Source organism: Nocardiopsis sp. CNZ308 (genome assembly GCF_004217075.1).
This window is the reverse complement of the sequence record NZ_SHKJ01000001.1, coordinates 1,014,100-1,036,554: the sequence shown is the minus strand read 5'-3', so window position 1 is coordinate 1,036,554 and position 22,455 is coordinate 1,014,100. Positions and strand designations below refer to the sequence as shown.

The window sequence follows — 22,455 nt, the reverse complement described above, 5'->3', positions numbered from 1 at the left end:
GAATCAAGTGCCGCCCCCTCCCCGGCGGCAGACGAGGTGAATCAAGCGTGACCGTCGATCTCGGTATTCCCGCCGCACCGCCGCGCCCGCTGGCGACCCGCCGCAAGACGCGGCAGATCATGGTCGGAAACGTCCCCGTCGGCGGGGACGCCCCGGTGTCCGTGCAGTCGATGACGACCACCCGTACCTCCGACATCAACGCGACCCTCCAGCAGATCGCGGAGCTGACCGCCGCGGGCTGCCAGATCGTCCGCGTGGCCGTGCCCACCAACGACGACGCCGACGCCCTGCCGATCATCGCCAGGAAGTCGCAGATCCCGGTGATCGCCGACATCCACTTCCAGCCCAAGTACGTGTTCCAGGCGATCGACGCCGGATGCGCGGCCGTGCGCGTCAACCCGGGCAACATCAAGAAGTTCGACGACAAGGTCGCCGAGATCGCCAAGGCGGCCGGTGAGGCCGGGACACCGATCCGCATCGGCGTCAACGCCGGTTCGCTGGACAAGCGCCTGCTCCAGAAGTACGGCAAGGCCACGCCGGAGGCCCTGGTCGAGTCGGCGCTGTGGGAGTGCTCGCTGTTCGAGGAGCACGGCTTCCGCGACATCAAGATCTCGGTCAAGCACAACGACCCCGTGGTCATGGTCAACGCCTACCGCCAGCTCGCCGCGGCCTGCGACTACCCGCTGCACCTGGGCGTGACCGAGGCCGGTCCCGCCTTCCAGGGCACCATCAAGTCCGCCGTGGCCTTCGGCGCGCTGCTCTCGGAGGGCATCGGCGACACCATCCGCGTGTCCCTGTCCGCGCCCCCCGCGGAGGAGGTCAAGGTCGGCAACCAGATCCTGGAGTCGCTCGGACTGCGCGAGCGCGGCCTGGAGATCGTCTCCTGCCCCAGCTGCGGCCGGGCCCAGGTGGACGTGTACACGCTCGCCGAGGAGGTCACCGCGGGTCTGGAGGGCATGGAGGTGCCGCTGCGCGTGGCCGTCATGGGCTGCGTCGTCAACGGCCCCGGCGAGGCCCGCGAAGCCGACCTGGGCGTGGCCTCCGGCAACGGCAAGGGCCAGATCTTCGTCAAGGGCGAGGTCATCAAGACCGTGCCCGAGTCCAAGATCGTGGAGACCCTCATCGAGGAGGCGATGCGCATCGCCGAGGAGATGGGCGAGTCCGGCGCCGAGTCGGGCGCGCCCACGGTCTCCGTGGCCGGCTGAGCCCCTCCCGCCGCCTCCGACGGCCGCGCCGCCCCTTCCGGGTCGGCGCGGCCGTTCGCTGTTGTGCCGGTGCCCGGACACGGGCATGATCACGGGGACGATCGGTCCGCCTCCACCCCTCCCGGGAGCCCTCGTGCCCTCCTCCGTGGTCGAAGTACGCTTCGCCCCCCTCGCCAACGCCGTCTACGGGCTGCTCGGTTGGAGCATCACGACGCTCGGGGCGGTCAACGTGGCCAGCGGGTCGTGGCCACGGGTCGTGGGTCTCCTCAACCTCCTCGTCGGCACCGCTCTCCTGGTCCTCGCGGTCGTGAACACGCGGCGAACCTACTTCCGACTCGAACAGGGCTTGGCGGGCGGGCGGTCGGTCCTGTCCGGCCCCGGACGGATCGGCCCGCTCGCGCGCGGTGTCGTGGCGGGGCCGGGCGAGCCTTTCGCGATCGAGCAGGACCGCCTCGTGCGCCTGGCCGAGGACGGCACCCGCGTCCTCACCCCGGTGCGGCGGGTCTCCGCCCACCCGGGGGACTGGAGGGTCCTGGAGGCCGCCCTGTCGGAGGCGGCCCGGCCCTGAGGGTCCCGGGCCCCGGACGACTGCGTCGCCTGACCATCGGCCCCGGCTGCGGGAACGTCCCGCACGGACCCCCTTCTCCCCTTTCCTGGCGAAAGGGGAGCGTTGTTTGCGCAGGTGGGAGCGGGAAAGAAACATCCCGTTCCGCCGGTGGGCGGTGACGCTCGGACGAGCACGCGAGAAACGGGAGGGCCTGCCGGTGCATGCGAGTGTGGGGGACCGGATCCACATCAGGGGGAGAGCCGCGGGCGTGAGGGAGCGGGTCGGGGAGGTCATCGAGGTTCGCGGTTCCGACGGGGAACCGCCGTACGTGGTGCGCTTCTCCGACGGCCACGAGACCCTGGTCTATCCGGGGCCGGACTCCGTGATCGAGCCCGCGGCGTCGGAGTAGCGGGACCTGTCGCGCGGCCCGCGCGCCTGCCGCGGCCACGCACGATCCCGGGCACCGAACCGGGAGACGGCCAGGAGGGCCGGGACGCGTCCGCGCACGGACGGGTCCCGGCCCTTCGCCATGCCCGTGGCTCCGCAGCGCGCCCCTGACCAGCCTGTTCGCTGTCCGAAGTGGCGGTGGTCACCCAGGGTGATTTTGTATGGCATCGATCACAGGAGCCTGCGTTTCCTTGCGCGGCCACGCACGAACCCGTCGCTTCAACCGGACAGACGCAACGAATGTGGGTCATGTTACGTAGATAACGCGGCTACCGTTGCTGAGGGCTTCGGGCCGCCCGGACGCGCGGCGGCCGGACCCCCCACCCCCCGCCGTACCTCCCCCGGGGGAGCGGTGTGCCCACGTACATGAACGAGGAGTAAACACGTGGTGGACCAGAAGAGCCCGGCGGGCACCCGCGGGGCCGCAGGCCCGGGCGGTGCGCCCGCGCTGAGGCAGCGCCTCACCAGGCGCAAGCCGATCGAGAGGCTCGTCGCCGAGACCCATGACTCCGAGGGCAGCGGCCTCCAGCGGCACATGGGCTTCTGGCAGCTGTCCATGATCGGCATCGGCGCGACCCTGGGCACCGGCATCTTCGTCGTGCTGGGCGAGGCCGTCCCCGTCGCCGGACCGGCCGTCATCGTCTCGTTCGTGCTCGCCGGGATCACCGCGCTGTTCTCCGCGCTCGCCTACGCCGAGATGGCCGGAATGATCCCCGCCTCCGGCTCCGCCTACTCCTACAGCTACGCCACCATCGGCGAGTTCATGGCCTGGGTGTGCGGCTGGTGCCTCATGCTCACTTACGGGGTGTCGGTCGCCGCGGTCGGCGTCGGCTGGGGCGAGTACATCAACGAGCTCCTCCAGCTCACCACCGGCCTGTCCCTGCCGGGCGCGGTGCTCGCCGGTCCCCTGGAGGGCGGCGTGATCAACCTGCCCGCCGCCGTCGTGGTCCTGCTGTCCATGTTCGCCCTGCTCGCCGGGGTCCGCGAGAGCAGCCGCGTCAACGCCGTCATGGTCGCCGTCAAGGTCGCCATCCTGGTGATGTTCGTGGCCATCGCGATCACCGCCGTCCAGGACGGCAACTTCGCCCCGTTCATGCCGATGGGCATGGCCGGTGTCAGCGCCGCGGGCGCCACCCTGTTCTTCTCCTACATCGGCTTCGACTCGGTCTCCACCGCGAGCGAGGAGGCCAAGAACCCGCAGCGCGACCTGCCCCGGGCGATCATGTTCGCGATGATCCTGGTCACCGCGCTGTACTGCCTGGTCGCCTTCGCGGCGGTCGGCGCGCTCGACTGGACCGGCTTCGTCGACGGCGAGACCTCCCTGGCGGGCATTTTGACCGCGGTCACCGGCACCCCCGTGTGGGCGGTCATCTTCGCGGCCGGCGCGGTCCTGGCCCTGGCCAGCGTGGTCCTAGTCGTGCTCTACAGTCAGACCCGCATCCTCTACGCCATGTCGCGCGACGGGCTCATCCCCAAGGCCTTCTCCACCCTCGACGCCAAGGGCACCCCGCGCACGAACACCCTCATCACCTCCGTGCTCATCGCGGTGCTCGCCGCCCTGGTCCCGCTCGGGCCACTCGCCGACGCCACCGCCATCGGCACCCTCTTCGCCTTCGCTCTGGTCAACGTGGCCGTCCTGGTGCTGCGCCGCAGCAGGCCCGACCTGCCGCGCGCCTTCCGCGTGCCGGGGGCGCCGGTCACGCCGGTCCTGGGCGTGCTGGCCTGCGCCTACCTCATGTTCAGCATGTCGATGAGCGTGTGGGCGGCCTTCCTGGTCTGGCTCGCCGTCGGCGTGTCGGTCTACTTCGCCTACAGCATGCGCCGCTCCGCCCTGGAGACCGATCCCGAGGCCAGCGAGGTCCGCTCCTAGCCGGACCGGTCGGGAACCGCGCGTGCGGGGGCCGGGGGATCCCCCGGCCCCCTCGCGTGTTCCCGGGGGAGGGTCCGGCGCACCACATGACGCGCGAATCCCTCCCCGGACGCAAGAAACAGCGGCATCATGCCGAAAAGACGCGGGAATCCTCGGCTTGGGTGCACTGTTTCGGCGCCTTCGCCCGCCTAGAGTGGACGCGGCCCCGAGACGACGGAGAAGAGCGAGGTGGGAGGCAGTGACACGCGGACCCCTGCGCGTGGCCCTTGACCAGGGCACCGGGCCCGGCGCGGACCCCGCCGCCGCCCTCGACCGGCTCGCCGGCCGCGCCAGAGCCGCCGCCGACGCCGGAGCCCGCCTGCTGGTGGGACCCGAGATGTCCCTGACCGGCTACAACCTGGACCCCGACCTCCTGGCCCGGCTGGCCGAACCCCGCGACGGCCCCCTCAGCCAGGCGGTCACCGCCATCGCCGCCGACACCGGCGTCGCCATCGTCCACGGTTTCCCTGAGCGCGCCGACGGCGCCGTGTACAACGCCGTCCAGATCGTGGACTCCAACGGCGACCGCCGGACCTACCGCAAGACCCACCTGTTCGGCGACCTGGACCGCGGGGCGTTCTCCCCGGGCGCGGAGCCGGTGGTCCAGGCCGACCTCGACGGGATCCGCGTCGGCCTGCTGGTCTGCTACGACGTCGAGTTCCCCGAGACCGTGCGCGCCCACGCCCTCGCCGGCACCGAACTCCTCCTCGTCCCCACCGCGCTCATGCTGCCCTTCACCGAGGTGGCCGAGCGGATCGTGCCGGTGCGCGCCCTGGAGAACCAGATCCACCTGGCGTACGTGAACCGCTGCGACGCCGAGGGCGACCTGCGCTACGCGGGGCTGAGCACCCTGGTCGCACCCGACGGCTCCGAGACGCTGCGGGCCGGTCCCGGCGAGGAGTTCCTGGTCGGCGACGTCGACCCGGACGCCCTCGCCCGCGCCCGCCGCGAGCAGTCCTACCTGGACGACCGCCGTCCGGCCCTGTACCGGACGCTCACCGTGTGACCCGTGCCCGGGGCGGGCCGCGCCGCGCCGCCCGGCCCCGCACGCCCGCGCCGGGACGGACCCGCCCGCGCCCCCGAACCCACCCGAACCGCTGACCCGCCCGTCACCTCCCGTGCCACCGCGCACGGACACCCACCGGCTTCCCCGCCGGACCGCACCCACGAAGGAGGGGTTGGAGAATGACGTCTGCCGTGCCCACGGCCGCCGGTGCCGCACCCGCGCAGGACGACACGCCGCTGAACATGTGCGGGCCGGACTTCCCGTTCGCCTACGACGCCTACCTGGACCACCCCGCCGGACTCGGGCAGGTCCCGGCGGAGCGCCACGGCACCGAGGTCGCCGTCATCGGCGGCGGGCTGTCGGGGATCGTCACCGCCTACGAGCTGATGAAGATGGGGCTCAAACCGGTCGTGTACGAGGCCGACCGCATCGGCGGGCGGCTGCGCACCGAGAAGCTCGCGGGCTGCCCCGACGACGTGGTCGCCGAGATGGGCGCCATGCGCTTCCCGCCCTCCTCCACCGCCTTCTGGCACTACGTGGACCGCGTGGGCCTGGAGACGACGCCGTTCCCCAACCCGCTCTCCCCGGCCACCCCCAGCACCGTGGTCGACCTCAAGGGGCGGTCCCACTACGCCACCTCCCTCGACGACCTGCCCGAGGTCTACCGCGAGGTGGCCCGCGCCTGGGACGCGACCCTGGACAGCGTCCAGCACACCCGCATGCAGAAGGCCATCCGCGAGCGCGACGTGGCCACCCAGAAGGAGATCTGGAACGAGCTGGTCGCCCGGCTCGACAACCAGACCTTCTACGGCTTCCTGTGCGACTCCCCGGCCTTCGCCTCCTTCCGCCACCGCGAGATCTTCGGCCAGGTGGGCTTCGGGACCGGCGGCTGGGACACCGACTTCCCCAACTCCATCCTGGAGATCCTGCGCGTCACCTACACCGGCGCCGACGACGACCACATGGGCATCGTGGGCGGTGTGGAGCAGCTGCCGCTGCGCCTGTGGGAGGACGCCCCGGACAAGCTCGTGCACTGGGCGCAGGGCACCACCCTGGCCTCGCTGCACGGGGGTGGCCCGCGTCCGGCCGTCACCGCCCTGCGCCGCACCGCGGCCAAGGGCTCCCCGGCGGGCAACATCACGGTCACCGACGCCTCGGGCTCCACCCGCACCTACGCGGCGGCCGTGTTCACCGCGCAGAGCTGGATGATGCTGTCCAAGATCGACTGCGACGAGGACCTGCTGCCCATCGACCACTGGACGGCGATCGAGCGCACCCACTACATGGAGTCCTCGAAGCTGTTCGTGCCGGTGGACCGCGCGTTCTGGCGGGACAGGGACCCCGAGACCGGACGCGACGTCATGAGCATGACGCTCACCGACCGCATGACCCGGGGCACCTACCTGCTGGAGGGGTCCGACCCGGACGGTCCGGCGGCGATCTGCATGTCCTACACCTGGTGCGACGACTCGCTCAAGTGGCTGCCGCTGTCGGCCAACGAGCGCCTGGAGGTCATGCTCTCGTCGCTGTCCAAGATCTACCCGGGCGTGGACATCCGCTCGCACATCACCGGCGACCCGGTGACGGTGTCGTGGGAGGACGAGCCCTACTTCATGGGCGCGTTCAAGGCCAACCTGCCGGGCCACTACCGCTACCAGCGCCGTCTGTTCACGCACTTCCGCCAGGACGGCCTGGAGGAGCGCCACCGCGGCCTGTTCCTGGCAGGGGACGACGTGTCCTGGACGGCGGGCTGGGCCGAGGGGGCCGTGCAGACCGCGCTCAACGCCGTGTGGGGCGTGGTCCACCACCTCGGCGGCGGGACCGACCCGTCCAACCCGGGCCCCGGCGACCTGTTCGACGAGCTCGCGCCGGTCGCCCTCCCCGAGGACTGAGGCCGTACCTCTTCGGGGGCTCCGCCCACCCGTCTCCCAACCACCGCCCGCCGGGAGCGCTCCGCGCGGAGGCGGGCTACCACCCTCGACGGACGCTCCGCGCGGTTCTTTCCTGTTCGGGCGCCTTCCCGCGGTCCCGCCGCGGGGAGGCGCCTCAGGGCAGGTCGGCCGTCCCGGCGAGGATGGGCTGGTCCACCAGGCGCGAGAGCACGAGCGTGCTCTTGGTCCGCACCACGAACGGCTCGGCGCCCAGCCGCTCGATGACCTCCTCCAGGTGGTGGGTGTCGCGGGCGCGGACCTGCACGATGGCGTCCGCCTCACCGGTGACCGTGCACGCGGAGGTGATCTCGGCGTAGCCCGCGAGCCCCGTCCGGATCTCGCCCGGCGACGTGCGGGCCCGGCAGTACAGCTCGATGAAGGCCTCGGTGGTCCACCCCACGGCCTGGGGCTCCACCACCACCGTGAAGCCGCGCACCGCGCCGGACTCCACCAGCCGGTCCACGCGGCGCTTGACCGCGGAGGGACTCAGCCCGACCCGCTGGCCGATCTCGGCGAAGCTCATCCGCGCGTCCGCGCCGAGTATCGCGATGATCCGCTCATCGACACGATCCAGCCGCATTGCGCTTCGTCCCCGTCTGTCCACGTCTGATTGAGGCAGGGCACATGTTACCGGGGTGTGTCACCCCGGGTTTCGTGTCGCATCCGTTGGTCACTCTCCGAAGTGATAAAAATTCATAGAGTAACCATCTCTGTGAGGGAGTGGACGAGTGCGAGCACGAACCCGGGCCGGCGTCTCGGCCGTGGCGGTCCTGGCCTCCCTGGTCGCGGCGGTCCCCGCTCAGGCCGGGCAGACCACCCGCATCGACCAGGGCGGCATCGACTGGGCGCCCTGCGAGGACATCCAGCCCGTCGCGGACGAGAACCTGGAGTGCGCCACCCTCACCGTCCCCCTCGCCCGCACCGCCGACGGCGAGCGGCTCGGCGGCCGGGACGACACCGTCGAACTCGCGCTCTCGCGGGTCCCCGCCAGCGGCGAGGCCCGCCACACCCTGCTGGTCAACCCCGGGGGACCCGGCAGCGCCGGACGCCAGTGGGCCTCCTACACCCACTGGCGCATGCCCGCGGAACTGCGCGAGACCCACGACGTCGTCTCCTTCGACCCGCGCGGCGTGGGCGCCTCCACCCCGTCCATCACCTGCGACCCCGACCACTTCACCCCCGTGCGCCCCGACGCCGTGCCCGCCGACGCCGCCGCAGAGGAGGCGCTGCGCGCCGACGCCCGGGCCTACGCCGAGGCCTGCGCGGACAACACCGGTCCCCTGCTCGGACACACCCGCACCGTGGACACCGCCCACGACATGGACGCCATCCGGGCCGCCCTGGGCCGGGAGCGGATCGACTACCTCGGCTACTCCTACGGCAGCTACCTGGGCACCGTCTACTCCGCGCTCCACCCCGACCGCGTCCGCTCCCTGGTCCTGGACAGCGTGGTCGACCCCGACAAGCCCTGGTACGAGAGCAACCTCGCCCAGAACCGCGCGCTGGACCGCGCGGCGAACGCGTTCTTCGCCTGGACCGCCCGCCACGACGACGTCTACGGGCTCGGCACGACCGGGGAACAGGTCGCCGAGGCCTACTACGCGCTGCGCTCGGAACTGGCGGACGAACCCGCCGAGGGCACCGTCGGCCCCACCGAGCTGGAGGGCACGGCCATGGTGGTCGCCTACAGCAGCGCCTACTGGACCTCGGTCGCCGACGCGCTCTCGGCCCGGATCACCGAGTCCGACGGCGCACCCCTGCTCGCCCTGTACGAGGCCTACGGCGAGAACGCCGGGTCCGACCGCGGTTACGGCGGCTACCTCGCCGTCCAGTGCACCGACTCCCACTGGCCCCGGGACTGGTCCACCTGGAGCGCCGACACCGAGAAGTCCCACGCCGAGGCGCCCTTCATGAGCTGGAACAACACCTGGTACAACGCTCCGTGCGCGTCCTGGAGCGCCGGATCCGGCGACTGGTTCCAGGTCGGCGACGGTCCCGGCGAGCACCCCGCCTACGAGGGAGACGTGCTCCTGGTCCACGCCACCGAGGACGGCGCCACCCCGGTCGAGGGGGCCTTCGCCCTGCGCGAGCGCCTGCCCGGATCCGTCCTGGTGACCGAGGAGGGCGGCCACACCCACGGCGTCTCGCTCACCGGCAACGACTGCGTGGACGAGATCGTCACCGCCTACCTCCGGGACGGGGAGCTGCCCGCGCGCGCCGGGGGAGAGGGGCCCGACGTCACCTGTGAGGGACGTCCCGAACCCCAGCCGCGTACCGCCCAGAACGCACCTGGGACGATGGTGGAGCGCCCCGCTCCGGTACCCGGGCACCACGTGGGCGCGATCGTGGAGTCCGAGACGCGGGAGTAACCGGTCGAATAGGCTGGAACCGGCGCGAAAAGGCTTGGTTGGTCGTCCCCCGGCGCCCGTAGGAGGGCACTGGGAAGATGGGGGAGATGCGATGCTGCGGACCTCGCCGGTACGGATCCTCGGAGAACGCGACCGGGAGGCCGTTCGCGCGCTCCTGGACGCCGACCCCGTGGGCAACGTCTTCGTCGCCTCCCGCCTGATGGCCACCGGCCTCTCCGGCGGCGCCGAGGTGTGGGGGCACACGGAGAGGGGGCGTCTGACCGCCCTGTGCTACTCAGGTGCCAACCTCGTCCCCGTCAACGCCGGACCGGCCGCGGTCCGCAGCTTCGCCGACCACGCCCGGTGGAGGGGCCGCCGCTGCTCCTCGATCGTCGGGCCCGTCGACGCGGTCAGCGACTTCTGGCAGCAGGTCACCCCGGCGTGGGGGCCCGCCCGCGTCATCCGGGCCAGCCAGCCCGTCCTGGAGATCAGCGGTCCGCCCTCGGTGCCCGCCGACCCCCTGGTGCGCCGGGTCCAGCTGTCCGAGCTCAACACCCTCGTGCCCGCCTGCGTGGCCATGTTCACCGAGGAGGTCGGCGTCCCGCCGGACTCCGGCGACGGCGGCGCGCTCTACCGGGCCCGGGTGGCCGAGCTGGTGCGCACCGGCCGGGCCTTCGCCCGCATCGAGGACGGGCGCGTGGTGTTCAAGGCCGAGATCGGCGCGGTCACCCGGCACGCCTGCCAGGTCCAGGGCGTGTGGGTGCACCCTGACCTGCGCGGCCAGGGCCACTCCACGGCGGGGATGGCCGCGGTGGTCGAGTACGCGCTCGCCGAGATCGCGCCCCGCGTCACCCTCTACGTCAACGACTTCAACACCCCGGCCCGCGCCGCCTACCGGAAGGTGGGCTTCCGCCAGGTCGGCGAGGTCATGTCGGTGCTGTTCTGAGCGCACCGCGCCTGGAGCGGCCGACGGCGTCCCGACGGACCCTGGTCAGGTCCGCCCCCGCGCCGCCGACGGGGGAACCGCGGCCGGTTAGCCTGGTCCCAGGTCCGTGGCGCCCCGCGCCCTCTGCCACCCACGAGAGAGCGCCATGCAGCACAACCCGACCGGCCGCGCACGCCTGGGCCTGGCCCTCCTCCTCGGCCTGCTCGCCGTCCTGGGCCCCCTCAACATCGACATGTACCTGCCGGCCTTCCCCGACATCGCCGCGGACCTGGGGGCCAGCGCCTCCCACGTGCAGCTGAGCCTGACCGCCTGCCTGGTCGGCCTCGCCGCGGGCCAGGTGGTGGTCGGACCCATCAGCGACGCCCGGGGGCGCCGCGGCCCGCTCCTCACCTGCCTGGTCCTGTTCGTTCTGGCGTCGCTGCTGTGCGCCCTGGCCCCGAACATCGCCGTGCTGGTGCTGGCCCGCTTCCTCCAGGGGTTCACCGCCTCGGCCGGGGTCGTGCTCTCGCGCGCGGTCGTGCGCGACGTGTTCGACGGGACCGAACTGACCAGGTTCTTCGCCCTGCTGATGGTGATCAACGCTGTCGCGCCCCTGATGGCGCCGATCGCGGGCGGCGCCATCCTGTGGCCGTCCTTCGCGGGCTGGGAGGCCGTCTTCCTGGCCTTGGCGCTGCTGGGCGCGGTGATCGTCGTGGTCGTGGCGCTGCGGCTGGAGGAGACCCTGCCGGTGGAGCGGCGCATCCCCGGCACGGTGGGCGGCACCCTGCGGACGGTGGGGGAGCTGCTGGGGGACCGCGCCTTCCTCGGCTACGCGCTGGTGGTCGGCCTCGTGCACGGCGGCAGCTTCGCCTACGTCGCCGGGACGCCGTTCGTCTACCAGGACCTGTACGGGGTGTCGCCGCAGGTCTTCGGCGTGCTGTTCGGGATCAACGGCGCGGCCATCATCGCCGGGAGCTGGGCGGTGGGCCGGTTCAGCGCCCGCTTCGGCGAGCGGGTCCTCCTGGTGTGCGCGGTCTCCGCCGCGGTGGCGGCGACCGGGGTGCTGCTCGTGGCGACGCTGGCGCACGGTCCGCTGGTGGCCCTCGTGGCGCCGATCTTCGTCTACATGACGTGCATGGGGATGATCCTCACCAGCTCCTTCGCCCTGGCCATGCGCGGCCAGGAGCGGCGGGCGGGCAGCGCCAGCGCCGTGCTGGGCGCGCTGCCCCCGCTGCTCGGCGCGGCGGTGGCGCCGCTGGTGGGACTGGACGAGAGCACCGCCGTGCCGATGGGCGCCGTCCTGTTCACCACCTCCCTCCTGGGCCTGGGCGTGCTGCTGGCCCTGACCTCGCCGCGCGTGCGCGGACGCGTGGCCGATCCGGCCCCGTGACCCGCTGCGCGTGTTCAGCCGGTGAGCGCGGCCGGGCCCATGAGGAAGTCGGGGTCCAGCTGGGCGGCCAGGTCCGCGCCCTTGGCCTCGTCGCCCCAGGCCCGCGCGTTGCGCAGGTGGAACTCGGCCGACTGCCGGGTGAAGCGCTCCCAGTCCTTGGGCGCGGCGTCGGCCATGTCCCGCATCAGGGCCAGGGTCTTGACGTTGTCCTCCTCCAGGTCCGCCAGCTCCGGGTGGCGGCCCTTCTCCATCGAGCGCACGAACCCCGAGTGCGTCATCCACCCCGCCAGAGCGTCACCCACGTGCTCGCGCAGGAACTCCACGTCCGCCTCGTCCTGCACCTTGTTGCCGATCACCCGGATGGCGACCTCGTGGTCGCGGGCGTACCCGGCGTACTGCCGGTACACGCCCACGCCGCGCACGGTGGGCTCGGCGACCAGGAAGGTCATGTCGAAGCGGGTGAACATCCCCGAGGCGAAGGAGTCGGCGCCCGCGGTCATGTCCACGACCACGTACTCCCCGGCCCCGTCCACCAGGTGGTTGAGGTACATCTCGGCCGCGCCCACCTTGGAGTGGTAGCAGGACACGCCCAGGTCCGACTCGGCGAACGGGCCGGTGACCATGAGCGTGGCGCCCCGGACCGGCGCCCCGAAGCGGGCGTGCAGCGGGTTGTCCCCGGTCACCGTCAGCAGGCGCGACCCGCGGCCCGGCGGCGTGGTCTTGATCATCTCCCGGGCCGAGGAGATGCGCGGGTTGTCCCCGCGCAGCAGCTCCTTGATCTCGTCCAGGTGCGCGCCCAGGGGCGCGAGCGCGGCCAGGTCCTCCTCGGACGCCCCCAGCGCGGCGCCCAGGTTCTGGTTGATGTCGGCGTCGACGGCCACCACCGGCACGCCCTGGGCGGCCAGGTAGCGGGTGAACAGCGCGGAGAGGGTGGTCTTGCCGCTGCCGCCCTTGCCAGCGAACGCGATCTTCATGTGAGCCCTTCGGAACGTGGGTGCGTGCCGGGCGCACGGCGGCGGCCCACCCGCGACGGGGCGGACCGCCATGGCCCGGAGATGGTAACGATTATCGTTCCTGTTATCCGTGCTGTCAGCCGAACGGCCCCGTCGCGCCGCGTATTGCCAACGTGTTGCACCTCACATGAGTGTCGCTGGAGTCGGGACTGTTTCCTTTGTCCATATCGGGGATGACACGTGACAGGGTTTTGTGGCCAATCCCCGACAGGGAGAACACGGGTGTGCTGTTCTGGAGCCAGCACACCCTTGTCTAAGGTGAGTGCAGGCGGCGCAACCCGCGCGTCCGTCGCGGGTGATTGGAGTGACCGGATGGCTGAGGCGAGGCAACTCCGGGAATACGTGCCCGCGGAGGTGCCGGAGGGCACGGCTCCGACCGCACCGACCGTCGAGACGGGCGACCTCACCGGCGGGGTCACCGACCACACGGTGTGGAGCTGCGCCGGGAACCTGACCGCGGTGCGCTCCATCCGCTCCCGCGTACGCGAGTTCCTCACCCGCATGGGCCACTCCGAGGGCTCCCTGGACGACGCCGAGCTGGCCGTCAGCGAGCTGGCCACCAACGCCCTGCTCCACTCGCGCTCCGGGCAGAGCGGCGGCGTCATGACGCTGTTCATCCGCTCCGACGACGGGCGCCTGCGCGTCGCGATCGCCGACCAGGGGGCGCGCGACGGCGAGAGCGAGCACACGCGGGAGGACGGCGACGACTTCGGCCGCGGCAAGCTCATCGTGGACAGCTGCGCCACCCGCAGCGGCGAGTACTGGAGCGACGCCACGCACGTGGCCTGGTTCGAGATCGACGACCACGCGGGGGAGGCCGCCGGGGTCGAGGGGGAGAGGCCGGAGGCGGGGCTGGTGGTCGACGACTGAGGCGGTGGCCGGAAGGGGTCCCCGGACCGTCCCCCCGCCGTCACGGCGGGCCGCTTCCCTCAGGCTCGCCCGGCACCGGTCCCCCGCAGTGCGGTCCCTGCCCTCACCGCCCAGCGCGGCCCCCGGCGGACGCCCGCGGCGCGGTCTCCCCGCCCGCCGCGCGGCGCCCCCGAGGCCGCTGTTCGCACCGCGAGCCTCAGCCGGCGCTCGGATTCACGGCCTTACCGTTGGCCCCCGCCGCACCAGCGGATCCGCCTGCCCCGAACGCGTCCGGGTCAGTACGCCCCGCCGATCGGCGGGTAGCCGATCCGCTCCGGTTCGGGCGCGCAGCGCACCGTCACCTGACGCCCCTCCGGCGGAGGGCAGTCCGCCCCCGTCAGCACGCAGGCCCCGGTCCACAGCGCCAGCGCCACCAGGGCCACCCGCGTGGCCTCGTCGCCGCGCTCGTCCACCGCCACCACGTCGTCGGCGGTCAGCTCCAGAAGGTCCCGCAGCTCCGAGAAGCGCCCCATGAGGTCGTTGTGCGGGTGCAGCGTGGTCAGGAGCCCCCCGCTGGTGTCCTCGTAGCCCAGGATGCCGTTGTCGAACAGACCGCGCGCCGGGCTGTACCCGTTGCCGTCGGGACTGGGCTGCAACAGCTCCTCGAAGGGCGTGGTCCCCAGCGCGTGTCCGAACGCGATCACCTGCCGCACCCGCGAGCGCTCCGCCAGCTCCAGCGCGGTCTGCGCCATGTCGGCGCTGACCAGCAGCAGGCGGGTGTCGGTCTCGGTGAGCACCGCGCACTGGGTGTCCAGGTCGGACGCGGTCGACAGGGGCAGCGCGCGTCCGCCCACGGCCATCACCGTGTAGGTGGCCAGGAACCGGTCCGGCGAGACCGGCGCGAGCACCCCCACCACGTCACCGAAGCACATGCCCCGGCGGCTGAGCCCCGCGGCGGCCTGCTCCACCTTGGCGGCGAACGACAGGGCGTCCACGCGGTGCCCGACCCCGCGGATCGACCCCCCCCGCGCGGACCGCAGCCGGAGCCGCTCGCACAGGCCCCCGGTCAGGGATCCGATCGGGTCGTCCCGGCGCGGCAGGTGGCGCCCCGGTCGTCCGGTTCCTGAAGACAGCCCTACCCCCATACGTACCCCCAGTTCGCCCATCCGGCGGCGGTACCGCCGTCCGGGCTCGTCACGCCCCCTCCACGTGGCGAACCCGGCGGCGACGCACCGGTCGGCGGATGCGGTGTCCCTCCCCAGGACGCAACCCCTGCCGACGCGGCCTCCCACCGGCCCCGGAGACCTCTCCGGGGCTGACGTCCGCCGGAAACCGGTGTCACACCGGTGTTCGACGGCCGTTTCCGGGACCTCAGCGACCGTGCCACCGCAGTGACACGAACGTGGTGTCCCATGGCTTGAAGCCTAGCGCGTTCACAGCCAGATGCACATGCATATTGCTATGCACATGCATATGTAGATTCGGTGCGGAAGCTGGTTCTCCCGGTGGCGAGCCGGGCTTAACAGGGCAGATCGGGCAGCTTAGTCCGAGCTCTGGTGGTGGCGTACCCACGACGTGATCTGCGTACGCGAGTGGAAGCCCATCTTGCGGTTGATGTTGGCCACGTGCCGCGCCGCCGTCGACGGGGTGATGAACAGTTCGCGGGCGATCTCCGGGTTGCTCCTGCCCCGGCTCACCAGGAGGGCCACCTCCAGCTCACGCGGGGTGAGCCGCTCCTCGGGGGTCACCGACTCCGGGTCCGGGGCGGGCCCTCTCCGCTCCTGGCGCCCGCGCGCGGGACGGCTGGGCGGCGCGGAGCGGCGCGACGGCGGGCGCCGCGCCTCCTCCGCCAGCTGCTCTCCCTCGCGGACCGCGTTCGACAGGGCCAGCGTCCGGCCCTGCTCCCACCAGCCCACCAGCTGGCGGCGGCGCCGTCGGACCTTCTCCACGTCGGTGAACGGCCACGGCGCCTCGTGTGTGGACAGCCCCAGCCGCTCGCGCACGCTCATCGCCGCGCCCGCCAGACGGCAGGAGCCCTCGCGCAGCCCCGCCCCGAACGCCACCCGGGCGATCGCGGTCAGGGCGCGCGCCGCGTCCGCGCGCTGGCCCGTCGAGTGGCTCAGCAGCAGCCCCTCGCTCAGGTAGTCGTAGGCCTGTCCCGTGGACCCCTGGGCGTGCGCGACCCGGCCGATCCCGGCCAGGCAGCGCGCCTCCTCGGCCACCGCCCCGATCAGCCTCTGGGTGTCCAGCGCCTCCCGGTAGCAGCGGTCCGCCGTCAACAGGTCGCCGCTGGCCTCCGCCGCGTACGCCTGGCCCATGAGGGTGACGCCCACGCCCCACCGGTGGTCGATCCCGCGCAGCAGCGTCAGCGCGGCGTTGTAGTGGTGGTCGGCCGTGGGGTGGTCGCCCTGCTGGGCGACCAGGGCCGCCCGGGTGCCCAGGGCGATCGCCTCACCCCACAGGTCACCCGACTCACGGCACAGCCTCAGCGCCTCCTCCACCCGCACCGCGGCCTGGTCCGACACGCGCTCGCGCACCTCGACCAGGGCGAGCAGGTTGAGCGCGACGCGGACGAACACGTCGTCCCCGGCCTCGCGGCACAGCCGCAGGCCCTCCTCGCCCAGCGAGACCGCCAGCCCGTGGTCGCGCCGCACCCGCGCCAGCTGGGCCCGGCCCACCAGCGCCCGCGCGCGCGAGGGGGCCTTGGCGGCGTCCTCCAGCTCCAACAGGCGATCCATCCAGTGCGCTCCCTCGGAGTAGCTCTGGTGGCTCACCCAGTGCGCGGTCAGGCTGACGCACAGCCGCAGGCCCGGTTCGGCGGCGCCGTGCTCCAGCGCCCAGCGCAGCAGGGAGCGCAGCGTGTCGTACTCGGCGATCACGCGCTGGCGCCCGGAGTCGCGCTCGCTCCAGGGCATGACCCGGCTCGACTCCAGCTTCTGGCCCAGGTCCTCGGCCAGGCGCAGCATCCGGTCCAGGAGCCTCTCCTGGAACAGTTCCGCCTCGCCCGCCGCGACCAGCCGGGAGTGCGCGAACCTCTGCACGGCCTCGGGCAGCCGGTAGCGCACCCGGCCCTCGAACTCGCCGGTCACGGTGATCAGGGAGCGGTTCAGCAGGGACGTCACGAGGTCGAGGATGTCCGGTTCGGGCAGCGCCTCGTCGGCGCACACCTGCTCGGCCAGCTCCAGGTTCCAGCCCCGGAACACCGACAGGCGGCGCAGCAGCACCCGCTCGGCCTCGGGCAGCCCGCGGTACACGAAGTCCAGCACCACCGGCAGCATCTCGCTGCGCGGGACCGCCTGCCCCGGGCCGGGCTGGACCTCGGGGGAGGACAGGTGCTCGCGCAGCCCCTCGACCAGCACGGCGGGTCCCACCCCGGGCGCGCTCGCGCCCAGCGCCTCGATCCCCAACGGGATGCCGCCCGCCAGGTCGCACAGCTCCGTCACGGTCTCCATCTCCTCGCGCGAGAGCGAGAAGCGCGGGTCGCGGGCGCGGGCGCGGTCCATGAACAGACGCACCGCCTCCGCGCCGGCGGGGTCGGGCTGGGGCCCCTTGCGCGCGGGCAGTGGCAGCGCCATCGGCGTCATCCGCCACACGGTGCCGCCCGACAGGCGGACGGGGGTCTCGCTGGTGAGCAGGATCGACACGGACGGGCACGAGGCCAGCAGGGCCTCGCCGACCTCCGCCACCTGCTCGACGGCGTGCTCGCACGCGTCCAGCACCAGCAGCAGGTGGCGTTCGCACAGTGCCTCGGTCACCGTGACCGACAGCGGCTGCCCCGGCTCCTCCACCACGCCCACGGCGGCGGCCACCCGCGCGTACACCTCCAGGGTCGTGCGCGCGTCCGCCATGCCGACCATCCACACGCCGTCGGGGAACCACGCGGTGGACTGCTCGGCCACGCGTATCGCCAGACGCGTCTTGCCCAGGCCGTCGGTTCCGCTCAGCGTGACGGAGCGGCTGGAGCCGAGCAGACGGAGCAGGTCGCTCAGGTCCCGCTCACGGCCCACGAATCCGGTGCCCGGACGGGGGAGGTTGTGCCGCGCGGGCGCGGTCAAAGGTGCCATGGCCTTCACATGTAGGGGCTGTAGGGGGAGGTTCTCACCAGGGTTGGGGGGAAGGTCGGCAGGGGCGGACGTCGTTGGTGTGGGCTCTGGTACCCGGAGTTCCTGTCTTAGCGGGTGCACGCGCACTGTGCAAGTGCGTCCCGTCGACCGGGGCCGTGTCAGCCACCGTCACCCGGGACGGCCCAGCCGGTCAACTGCGTCCTGGAGGAAATCGAGAGTTTTCTGAAGATGTTCGCGATGTGGCGGGCCGCCGTCGCGTGGCTGATGGTCAGCCGCTCGGCGATCTCGCGGTTGGACAGGCCCTGTTCGGCCAGTTCGGCCACCTCCCTCTCCCGGGGAGTCAGCGAATCCGGGCCCGAGGGCCCCGTGGACTGCGGCCGGGGGAAGGCCAGCGCGCGGTCGAGCACCTGCTCCAGCGGCAGGGGGCGCCACGCGTTCCACGCCTCGGCGGTGCGTGTGGCGCCCACGCGCCGCTCGGCCGCCGACCGCAGCCGCAGCGTCTCGGCCGAGGGGCGGTCCAGCACCGCCCTCAGGTCGGCGGCCACCCCCACCAGGGCGGCGGCCCGCTCGGCCTCCTCCTCGGCCAGGGCCAGCTCCGCCAACGCCTCCAGGGCCCGGGCCACCGCGAGCCTGCGGCCGGAGGTGAAGCTCACCCGCAGGCACGTCGCCAGGGGTTCCCGGGCGAGCAGCGTCTCTCCCTCGGCCAGGTACAGGCGGCCCAGTTCCCGGGCGCAGTGCGCGGTGGCCGGGGCGGCCTCCAGCTCCCCGAAGACCGACAGGGCGTCGGAGAACAGCTCCCGCGCCCGCGTGAAGTCGCCGCGCTCGGCGGCGATCGAGCCCAGCCCGTGCAGGGCGCGGGCCGCGCTCCAGCGGTCGCCGAGGTTGTCGGCCACCGCGACGCTGTGTTCCAGCAGGGCCGTGGCCCGTTCGGCCTCGCCGCGGCGGCGGGCCAGCTGGGCCAGCACGTCCAGCGTGGCCGCCTCGGTGATGGGGTCGCTGACCTGGGAGGCCCACACCCCGGCCCGCTCGGCGTGCTCCTGGCCCTCGTCCAGGGTTCCGGTGCGCAGGCACAGCGCCGCCAGGGTGGCCAGCGCGGAGGCGGCGGCTCCCGCCTCGCGGCAGGCCCGCGCCGACTCCAGGGCGCACAGGGCCAGGGTGGACACGCGCGGCGCCGCGTCCAGGTCCAGCCGCAGCTCGGCGTGCAGGGCCAGGGCGCGCGCCCGCAGGTGCGGGGACTGCGCGTCGGAGTCGGTGGACAGCGCCCGCTCCAGGAGGCGGCTGCCCTCGGCGGCCAGGTCGCGCACGATCCAGTAGGAGCGCAGCGCCACGCACACCCGCAGGGCCTCGTCCACGCGCCCGCGCGAGAGCGCCCAGTCCACCACGCGGGCGTGGTTCTCCCGGTGGTGGTCGAGCAGCCGCAGGTGCCCCAGGCGCTCCCCCCACGGCATCGGCGCGCAGCAGCTCTTGGCCCACTCCTCCAGACGGGCGACGCAGAAGCGCAGGTAGCGCTCCCACCGGTCGTCCTCGCTGCCGCTGTCGGCCAGGTGCTCGGCGGCGTAGGCGCGCACCGTCTCGGTCAGCCGGTAGTGGGTGGTGCCGTCGACCTCGGCGTCCATCACCACCAGTGACTTGTCCAGCAGGGAGAAGTGCAGCGGCAGGATGTCGGCGGGGTCGACCCCCTCGCCCGAGCAGACGTCCTCCGCGGCCTCCAGGTACCAGGTGGAGAACACCGACAACCGGTGCAGCAGGAGCCGCTCCGGCTCGGTGAGCAGGTCGTGGCTCCACTCCAGGACCGCGCGCAGCGTCCGCTGGCGCGGCGGCAGGTCCTCCGACCCGTCGCTGGTCAACAGCTGGAAGCGGTCGTCCAGGCGGCGCAGGATCTGCTGCACCGACAGCACCCGCACCCGTGCGGCGGCCAGCTCGATCGCCAGCGGCATGCCGTCCAGCATCCGGCAGATCTCCGCGATGTAACCGGAGTTCTCCCTGGTCATCTCGAACCCGGCGCGCGCGGCGTGCGCGCGGGTGACGAACAGGCGCACCGACTCGTAGCGCTGGGTGTCGCGCCGGGGGATGGGCGCGGGGTCGGCCGCGTAGGGGTCGGTGGGGGTGGGCCGCGCGGGCAGGGACAGCGGCGGCACCCGCCAGATGTTCTCCTCGGGAACGTGCAGCGGCTGGCGGCTGGTCACCAGGATGCGCACCCGGGGGCAGTCGCGCAGCACGGCCTGGCACAGCTGCGCCATCGGCCCCACGGCGTGCTCGCAGGTGTCCAGGAGCAGCAGCAGGTTGCGGGTGCGCAGCGAGGTGATGACGGCGTCCGTCATGGTGCGCGAGTCGTCCTGCACCGCCTGGAGGCTGCCCGCGACCGCGCGCAGCGCCTGGTCGTGGGTGGAGGCCTCGCTCAGGTCGACGAAGCGCACGCCGTCGGGGAACCGGCGCATGACGCGTTCGGCCAGGTGCAGGGCCAGGCGCGTCTTGCCGATACCGCCGGTACCGGTCAGCGTGACCATCCGGGCGGTGCCCAGGAGGCGGCCCAGGTCGACGATGTCGCGCTCGCGTCCGACGAAGCTGATGAACTCGCCGGCGGACAGGGGCAGGTTGTGGCGGGGAGGGGACATGGCCTCGATCACTGGGCAGTGCTTCTTGGGGGCTCCGCTCCGCTTCTCCCGCCCGTCATCCTCCACCACCCCCAACGGACGGCCTGCGACCGCAGCCCTCCTGTGTTCAGGCGCCCCGAGGGCAGGAATCGGGTTGAAGCAAGCACAACGGCACCTCCGGTGAGACGGCTCGTTCCTCGCAGTCCCACCTCCGGCACCTCCAGAACCCCGTCGGCGCTTGAACGACAACCCCCAGGGGCTGAGCAAGCATCCACCGCAGGCCCCGGGAGGCCGCGCCGCCGCTGCGGGGGCGGCGCGGGGAACGCCGTTCCCAGTGTCGCACCCGCCGCCCCCGGTTGTCCTCCGAATGGCCGGTTCCGGCATGAGCGGACAGAAACCGCCCACGCCGGACGGGAAGGTGCTATGGAGCGGTTACTCCGCGCTTTCCGGGCCCTTCGGGGCCCAGGTGGCGGGGTCGGCCGGACCCTGCTCCCCCGATCCCATGTCCTTGACCTCGTGGCCGCCGTCCTCGCCGAACGGCGGGAACCACACGAAGGGGATGCCCTTCTTGGCGGCGTACTGGATCTGCTTGCCGACCTTGGCGGTGGAGTGGAACACCTCGGTGTTGAACCCGCGCCCGCGCAGCAGCTCCCCGGTGAGAAGGGCCTCCCTGCGGCGCTCGGCGCCGGGCACCACGACCATCACGTCGGTGGGGCAGGCGCGCCCCTCCTCGATCCGGCCCTCGGCGACGAGCTTGGCGAAGATGCGGGTGAGGCCGATGGAGATGCCCACGCCCGGCAGCCGCCTGCGGATGAACTGCCCGGCCAGGTCGTCGTAGCGCCCGCCCGCGCAGATGCTCCCGTAGCCGGGGTCGTCGTCGAAGGAGGCCTCGTACACCGTGCCCGTGTAGTAGTCCAGGCCGCGGGCGATGGACAGGTCGGCCACGACGCTGCCCTCGGGCAGGTCGGCCAGGTCCTCCAGCACGAAGGAGAGCTCCTCCAGCCCCTCGTCGAGCAGCTCGGAGGAGACCCCGAGCCCGCGGACCCGCTCGGCGACGCCGGCCCCGGCGCCCCGGACGCGGGCCAGCGCGAGGCAGGCGTCGGCCTGCTCGTCGGTCAGGCCGTCGGCCAGCAGGATCCCGCGCACGCCGTCGTCGCCGATCTTGTGCAGCTTGTCCACGGCGCGGATGACCGCGATCGGGTCCTTGATGCCCAGGCCCTCGTAGAAGCCCTGGAGGACCTTGCGGTTGTTGACGTTGAGCGTCCAGGCGGGCAGGTCCAGCCCGCTGAGAACCCGGTGCACGATGCGCGGCAGCTCGGCGTCGAAGTGCAGCGGGACGGAGTCGACGTTGATGACGTCGATGTCGCACTGGGTGAACTCGCGGAAGCGCCCCTCCTGGGGGCGCTCGCCCCGCCACACGCGCTGCATCTGGTAGCGCTTGAAGGGGAAGGCCAGCTCGTTGAAGTGCTGGGCGACGTACCGGGCGAAGGGCACGGTGAGGTCGAAGTGCAGCCCGAGCCTGGCGTCGGAGTCGTCCTTGGCGTCGGCCTGGAGGCGGTGCAGGGTGTAGACCTCCTGGGAGGTCTCGCCCTTGGCCATCAGCACGTCGAGGTTCTCCACGGACGGCGTCTCCACCGACGCGAAGCCGAAGGACTCGAACCCGGCGCGGATATGGTCCAGCCAGCGCTGCTCCACGGCCCGGACCTGAGGGGACCACTCGGGGAAACCGCTGATGGGAGTGGGTCGGACGACGCGCTGATCGGACATGTGGGGTTCTCGGCTCACAGTTTCGTCTCGGCTTGCTGGCCCCGTCCGCGCCGCGGCGCGCGTGGGTACGCGCGGGTTCGCTCGACGGGCGGGGGAGGGCTGGCCCAGTCTACGGGGAACCCGGTCGGGAGGGTGGCGCGACGGACGGACCCGCCGGTCGCGTCCGTCGGCCGCGGTCCGGCCACCACCGGCCCACGTGGACGGTTGTGGGCCGGTGGGGCGCTGACGCGCCGGACCGGAGTGTCGACCGGACCGACGTCGAAGAGCGAGACGTCGGTGGTGGCCCTGTACCCGGGGCGCCGCCGGGGCTCCCGCGGATGGTCGCGTCCTCGTGCCAGGAGTCTTCTCCGCGACCGCACTTGCCGGTGCGGGGCCCTGCCTCCACCGTAGACTCCGCGGATCCCGCCGGACAGGGATCGGCGCGGCCGAAAGCGGCCGAAAATGACCGCTCACAATGTCG

The 22,455-nt window shown here is 72.8% G+C and carries 16 protein-coding genes; 10 read left to right on the top strand and 6 right to left on the bottom strand.

Features of this window, described 5'->3' with window-relative positions; translation table 11 throughout:
- Nucleotides 1–47 precede the first annotated feature (47 nt).
- From ispG to EV372_RS04370, 6 genes are all read left to right on the top strand, one after another.
- Nucleotides 48–1,205 (top strand): flavodoxin-dependent (E)-4-hydroxy-3-methylbut-2-enyl-diphosphate synthase, encoded by a 1,158-nt coding sequence (gene ispG, locus EV372_RS04395; RefSeq protein WP_130394962.1) that lies wholly within the window; start codon nt 48–50, stop codon nt 1,203–1,205.
- Between the two features lie 133 nt (nt 1,206–1,338).
- A complete protein-coding gene (locus EV372_RS04390; protein WP_130394961.1) occupies nt 1,339–1,773 on the top strand; it encodes a hypothetical protein in 435 nt (144 codons plus the stop codon).
- Between the two features lie 196 nt (nt 1,774–1,969).
- Nucleotides 1,970–2,161 carry a DUF1918 domain-containing protein gene (locus EV372_RS04385; protein WP_130394960.1) on the top strand — a complete coding sequence of 64 codons (192 nt, stop codon included), beginning with the start codon at nt 1,970–1,972 and terminating at the stop codon, nt 2,159–2,161.
- A gap of 423 nt (nt 2,162–2,584) precedes the next feature.
- A complete protein-coding gene (locus tag EV372_RS04380; protein WP_130394959.1) occupies nt 2,585–4,069 on the top strand; it encodes an amino acid permease in 1,485 nt (494 codons plus the stop codon).
- A 238-nt stretch (nt 4,070–4,307) separates the two neighbouring features.
- Complete coding sequence (locus EV372_RS04375) at nt 4,308–5,114, top strand: carbon-nitrogen hydrolase family protein (RefSeq protein ID WP_130394958.1); 807 nt, start codon at nt 4,308–4,310, stop codon at nt 5,112–5,114.
- A 179-nt stretch (nt 5,115–5,293) separates the two neighbouring features.
- Complete coding sequence (locus EV372_RS04370) at nt 5,294–7,006, top strand: flavin monoamine oxidase family protein (protein ID WP_130394957.1); 1,713 nt, start codon at nt 5,294–5,296, stop codon at nt 7,004–7,006.
- 154 nt (nt 7,007–7,160) lie between these two features.
- Here EV372_RS04370 and EV372_RS04365 read toward each other — a convergent pair whose 3' ends face one another.
- The gene (locus tag EV372_RS04365; protein WP_013154624.1) at nt 7,161–7,625 is read right to left on the bottom strand and encodes an Lrp/AsnC family transcriptional regulator; all 465 of its coding nucleotides are present in this window, start codon (nt 7,623–7,625) and stop codon (nt 7,161–7,163) included.
- Between the two features lie 148 nt (nt 7,626–7,773).
- Between EV372_RS04365 and EV372_RS04360 the strand changes: the two genes are divergently transcribed.
- The 3 genes from EV372_RS04360 to EV372_RS04350 all read left to right on the top strand — a co-directional run bounded on the left by EV372_RS04360 (nt 7,774) and on the right by EV372_RS04350 (nt 11,708).
- Nucleotides 7,774–9,414, top strand: a complete 1,641-nt coding sequence (locus EV372_RS04360; protein WP_165435959.1) for an alpha/beta hydrolase — start codon at nt 7,774–7,776, stop codon at nt 9,412–9,414.
- A 91-nt stretch (nt 9,415–9,505) separates the two neighbouring features.
- Nucleotides 9,506–10,339, top strand: coding sequence for a GNAT family N-acetyltransferase (locus EV372_RS04355; protein WP_130394956.1), 834 nt, complete (start codon nt 9,506–9,508; stop codon nt 10,337–10,339).
- Nucleotides 10,340–10,484: 145 nt separating this feature from the next.
- On the top strand, nt 10,485–11,708 hold the full coding sequence (locus EV372_RS04350; RefSeq protein WP_130394955.1) for a multidrug effflux MFS transporter: 1,224 nt from the start codon (nt 10,485–10,487) through the stop codon (nt 11,706–11,708).
- A gap of 14 nt (nt 11,709–11,722) precedes the next feature.
- On the opposite strand, the gene EV372_RS04345 is transcribed toward EV372_RS04350, so the two are convergent.
- Nucleotides 11,723–12,682, bottom strand: coding sequence for an ATP-binding protein (locus EV372_RS04345; protein WP_130394954.1), 960 nt, complete (start codon nt 12,680–12,682; stop codon nt 11,723–11,725).
- A gap of 351 nt (nt 12,683–13,033) precedes the next feature.
- Between EV372_RS04345 and EV372_RS04340 the strand changes: the two genes are divergently transcribed.
- Nucleotides 13,034–13,591, top strand: coding sequence for an ATP-binding protein (locus EV372_RS04340; protein WP_130394953.1), 558 nt, complete (start codon nt 13,034–13,036; stop codon nt 13,589–13,591).
- Nucleotides 13,592–13,866: 275 nt separating this feature from the next.
- Here EV372_RS04340 and EV372_RS04335 read toward each other — a convergent pair whose 3' ends face one another.
- The 4 genes from EV372_RS04335 to hisS form a co-directional block, all read right to left on the bottom strand.
- Nucleotides 13,867–14,715 carry an AMP-binding protein gene (locus EV372_RS04335; protein ID WP_275101094.1) on the bottom strand — a complete coding sequence of 283 codons (849 nt, stop codon included), beginning with the start codon at nt 14,713–14,715 and terminating at the stop codon, nt 13,867–13,869.
- Between the two features lie 396 nt (nt 14,716–15,111).
- Nucleotides 15,112–17,625, bottom strand: coding sequence for a LuxR C-terminal-related transcriptional regulator (locus EV372_RS04330; RefSeq protein ID WP_130398754.1), 2,514 nt, complete (start codon nt 17,623–17,625; stop codon nt 15,112–15,114).
- 167 nt (nt 17,626–17,792) lie between these two features.
- A complete protein-coding gene (locus EV372_RS04325) occupies nt 17,793–20,249 on the bottom strand; it encodes a LuxR C-terminal-related transcriptional regulator (RefSeq protein WP_130398753.1) in 2,457 nt (818 codons plus the stop codon).
- A 411-nt stretch (nt 20,250–20,660) separates the two neighbouring features.
- Nucleotides 20,661–21,995, bottom strand: a complete 1,335-nt coding sequence (gene hisS / locus EV372_RS04320) for a histidine--tRNA ligase (RefSeq protein ID WP_130394951.1) — start codon at nt 21,993–21,995, stop codon at nt 20,661–20,663.
- Between the last annotated feature and the right edge of the window lie 460 nt (nt 21,996–22,455).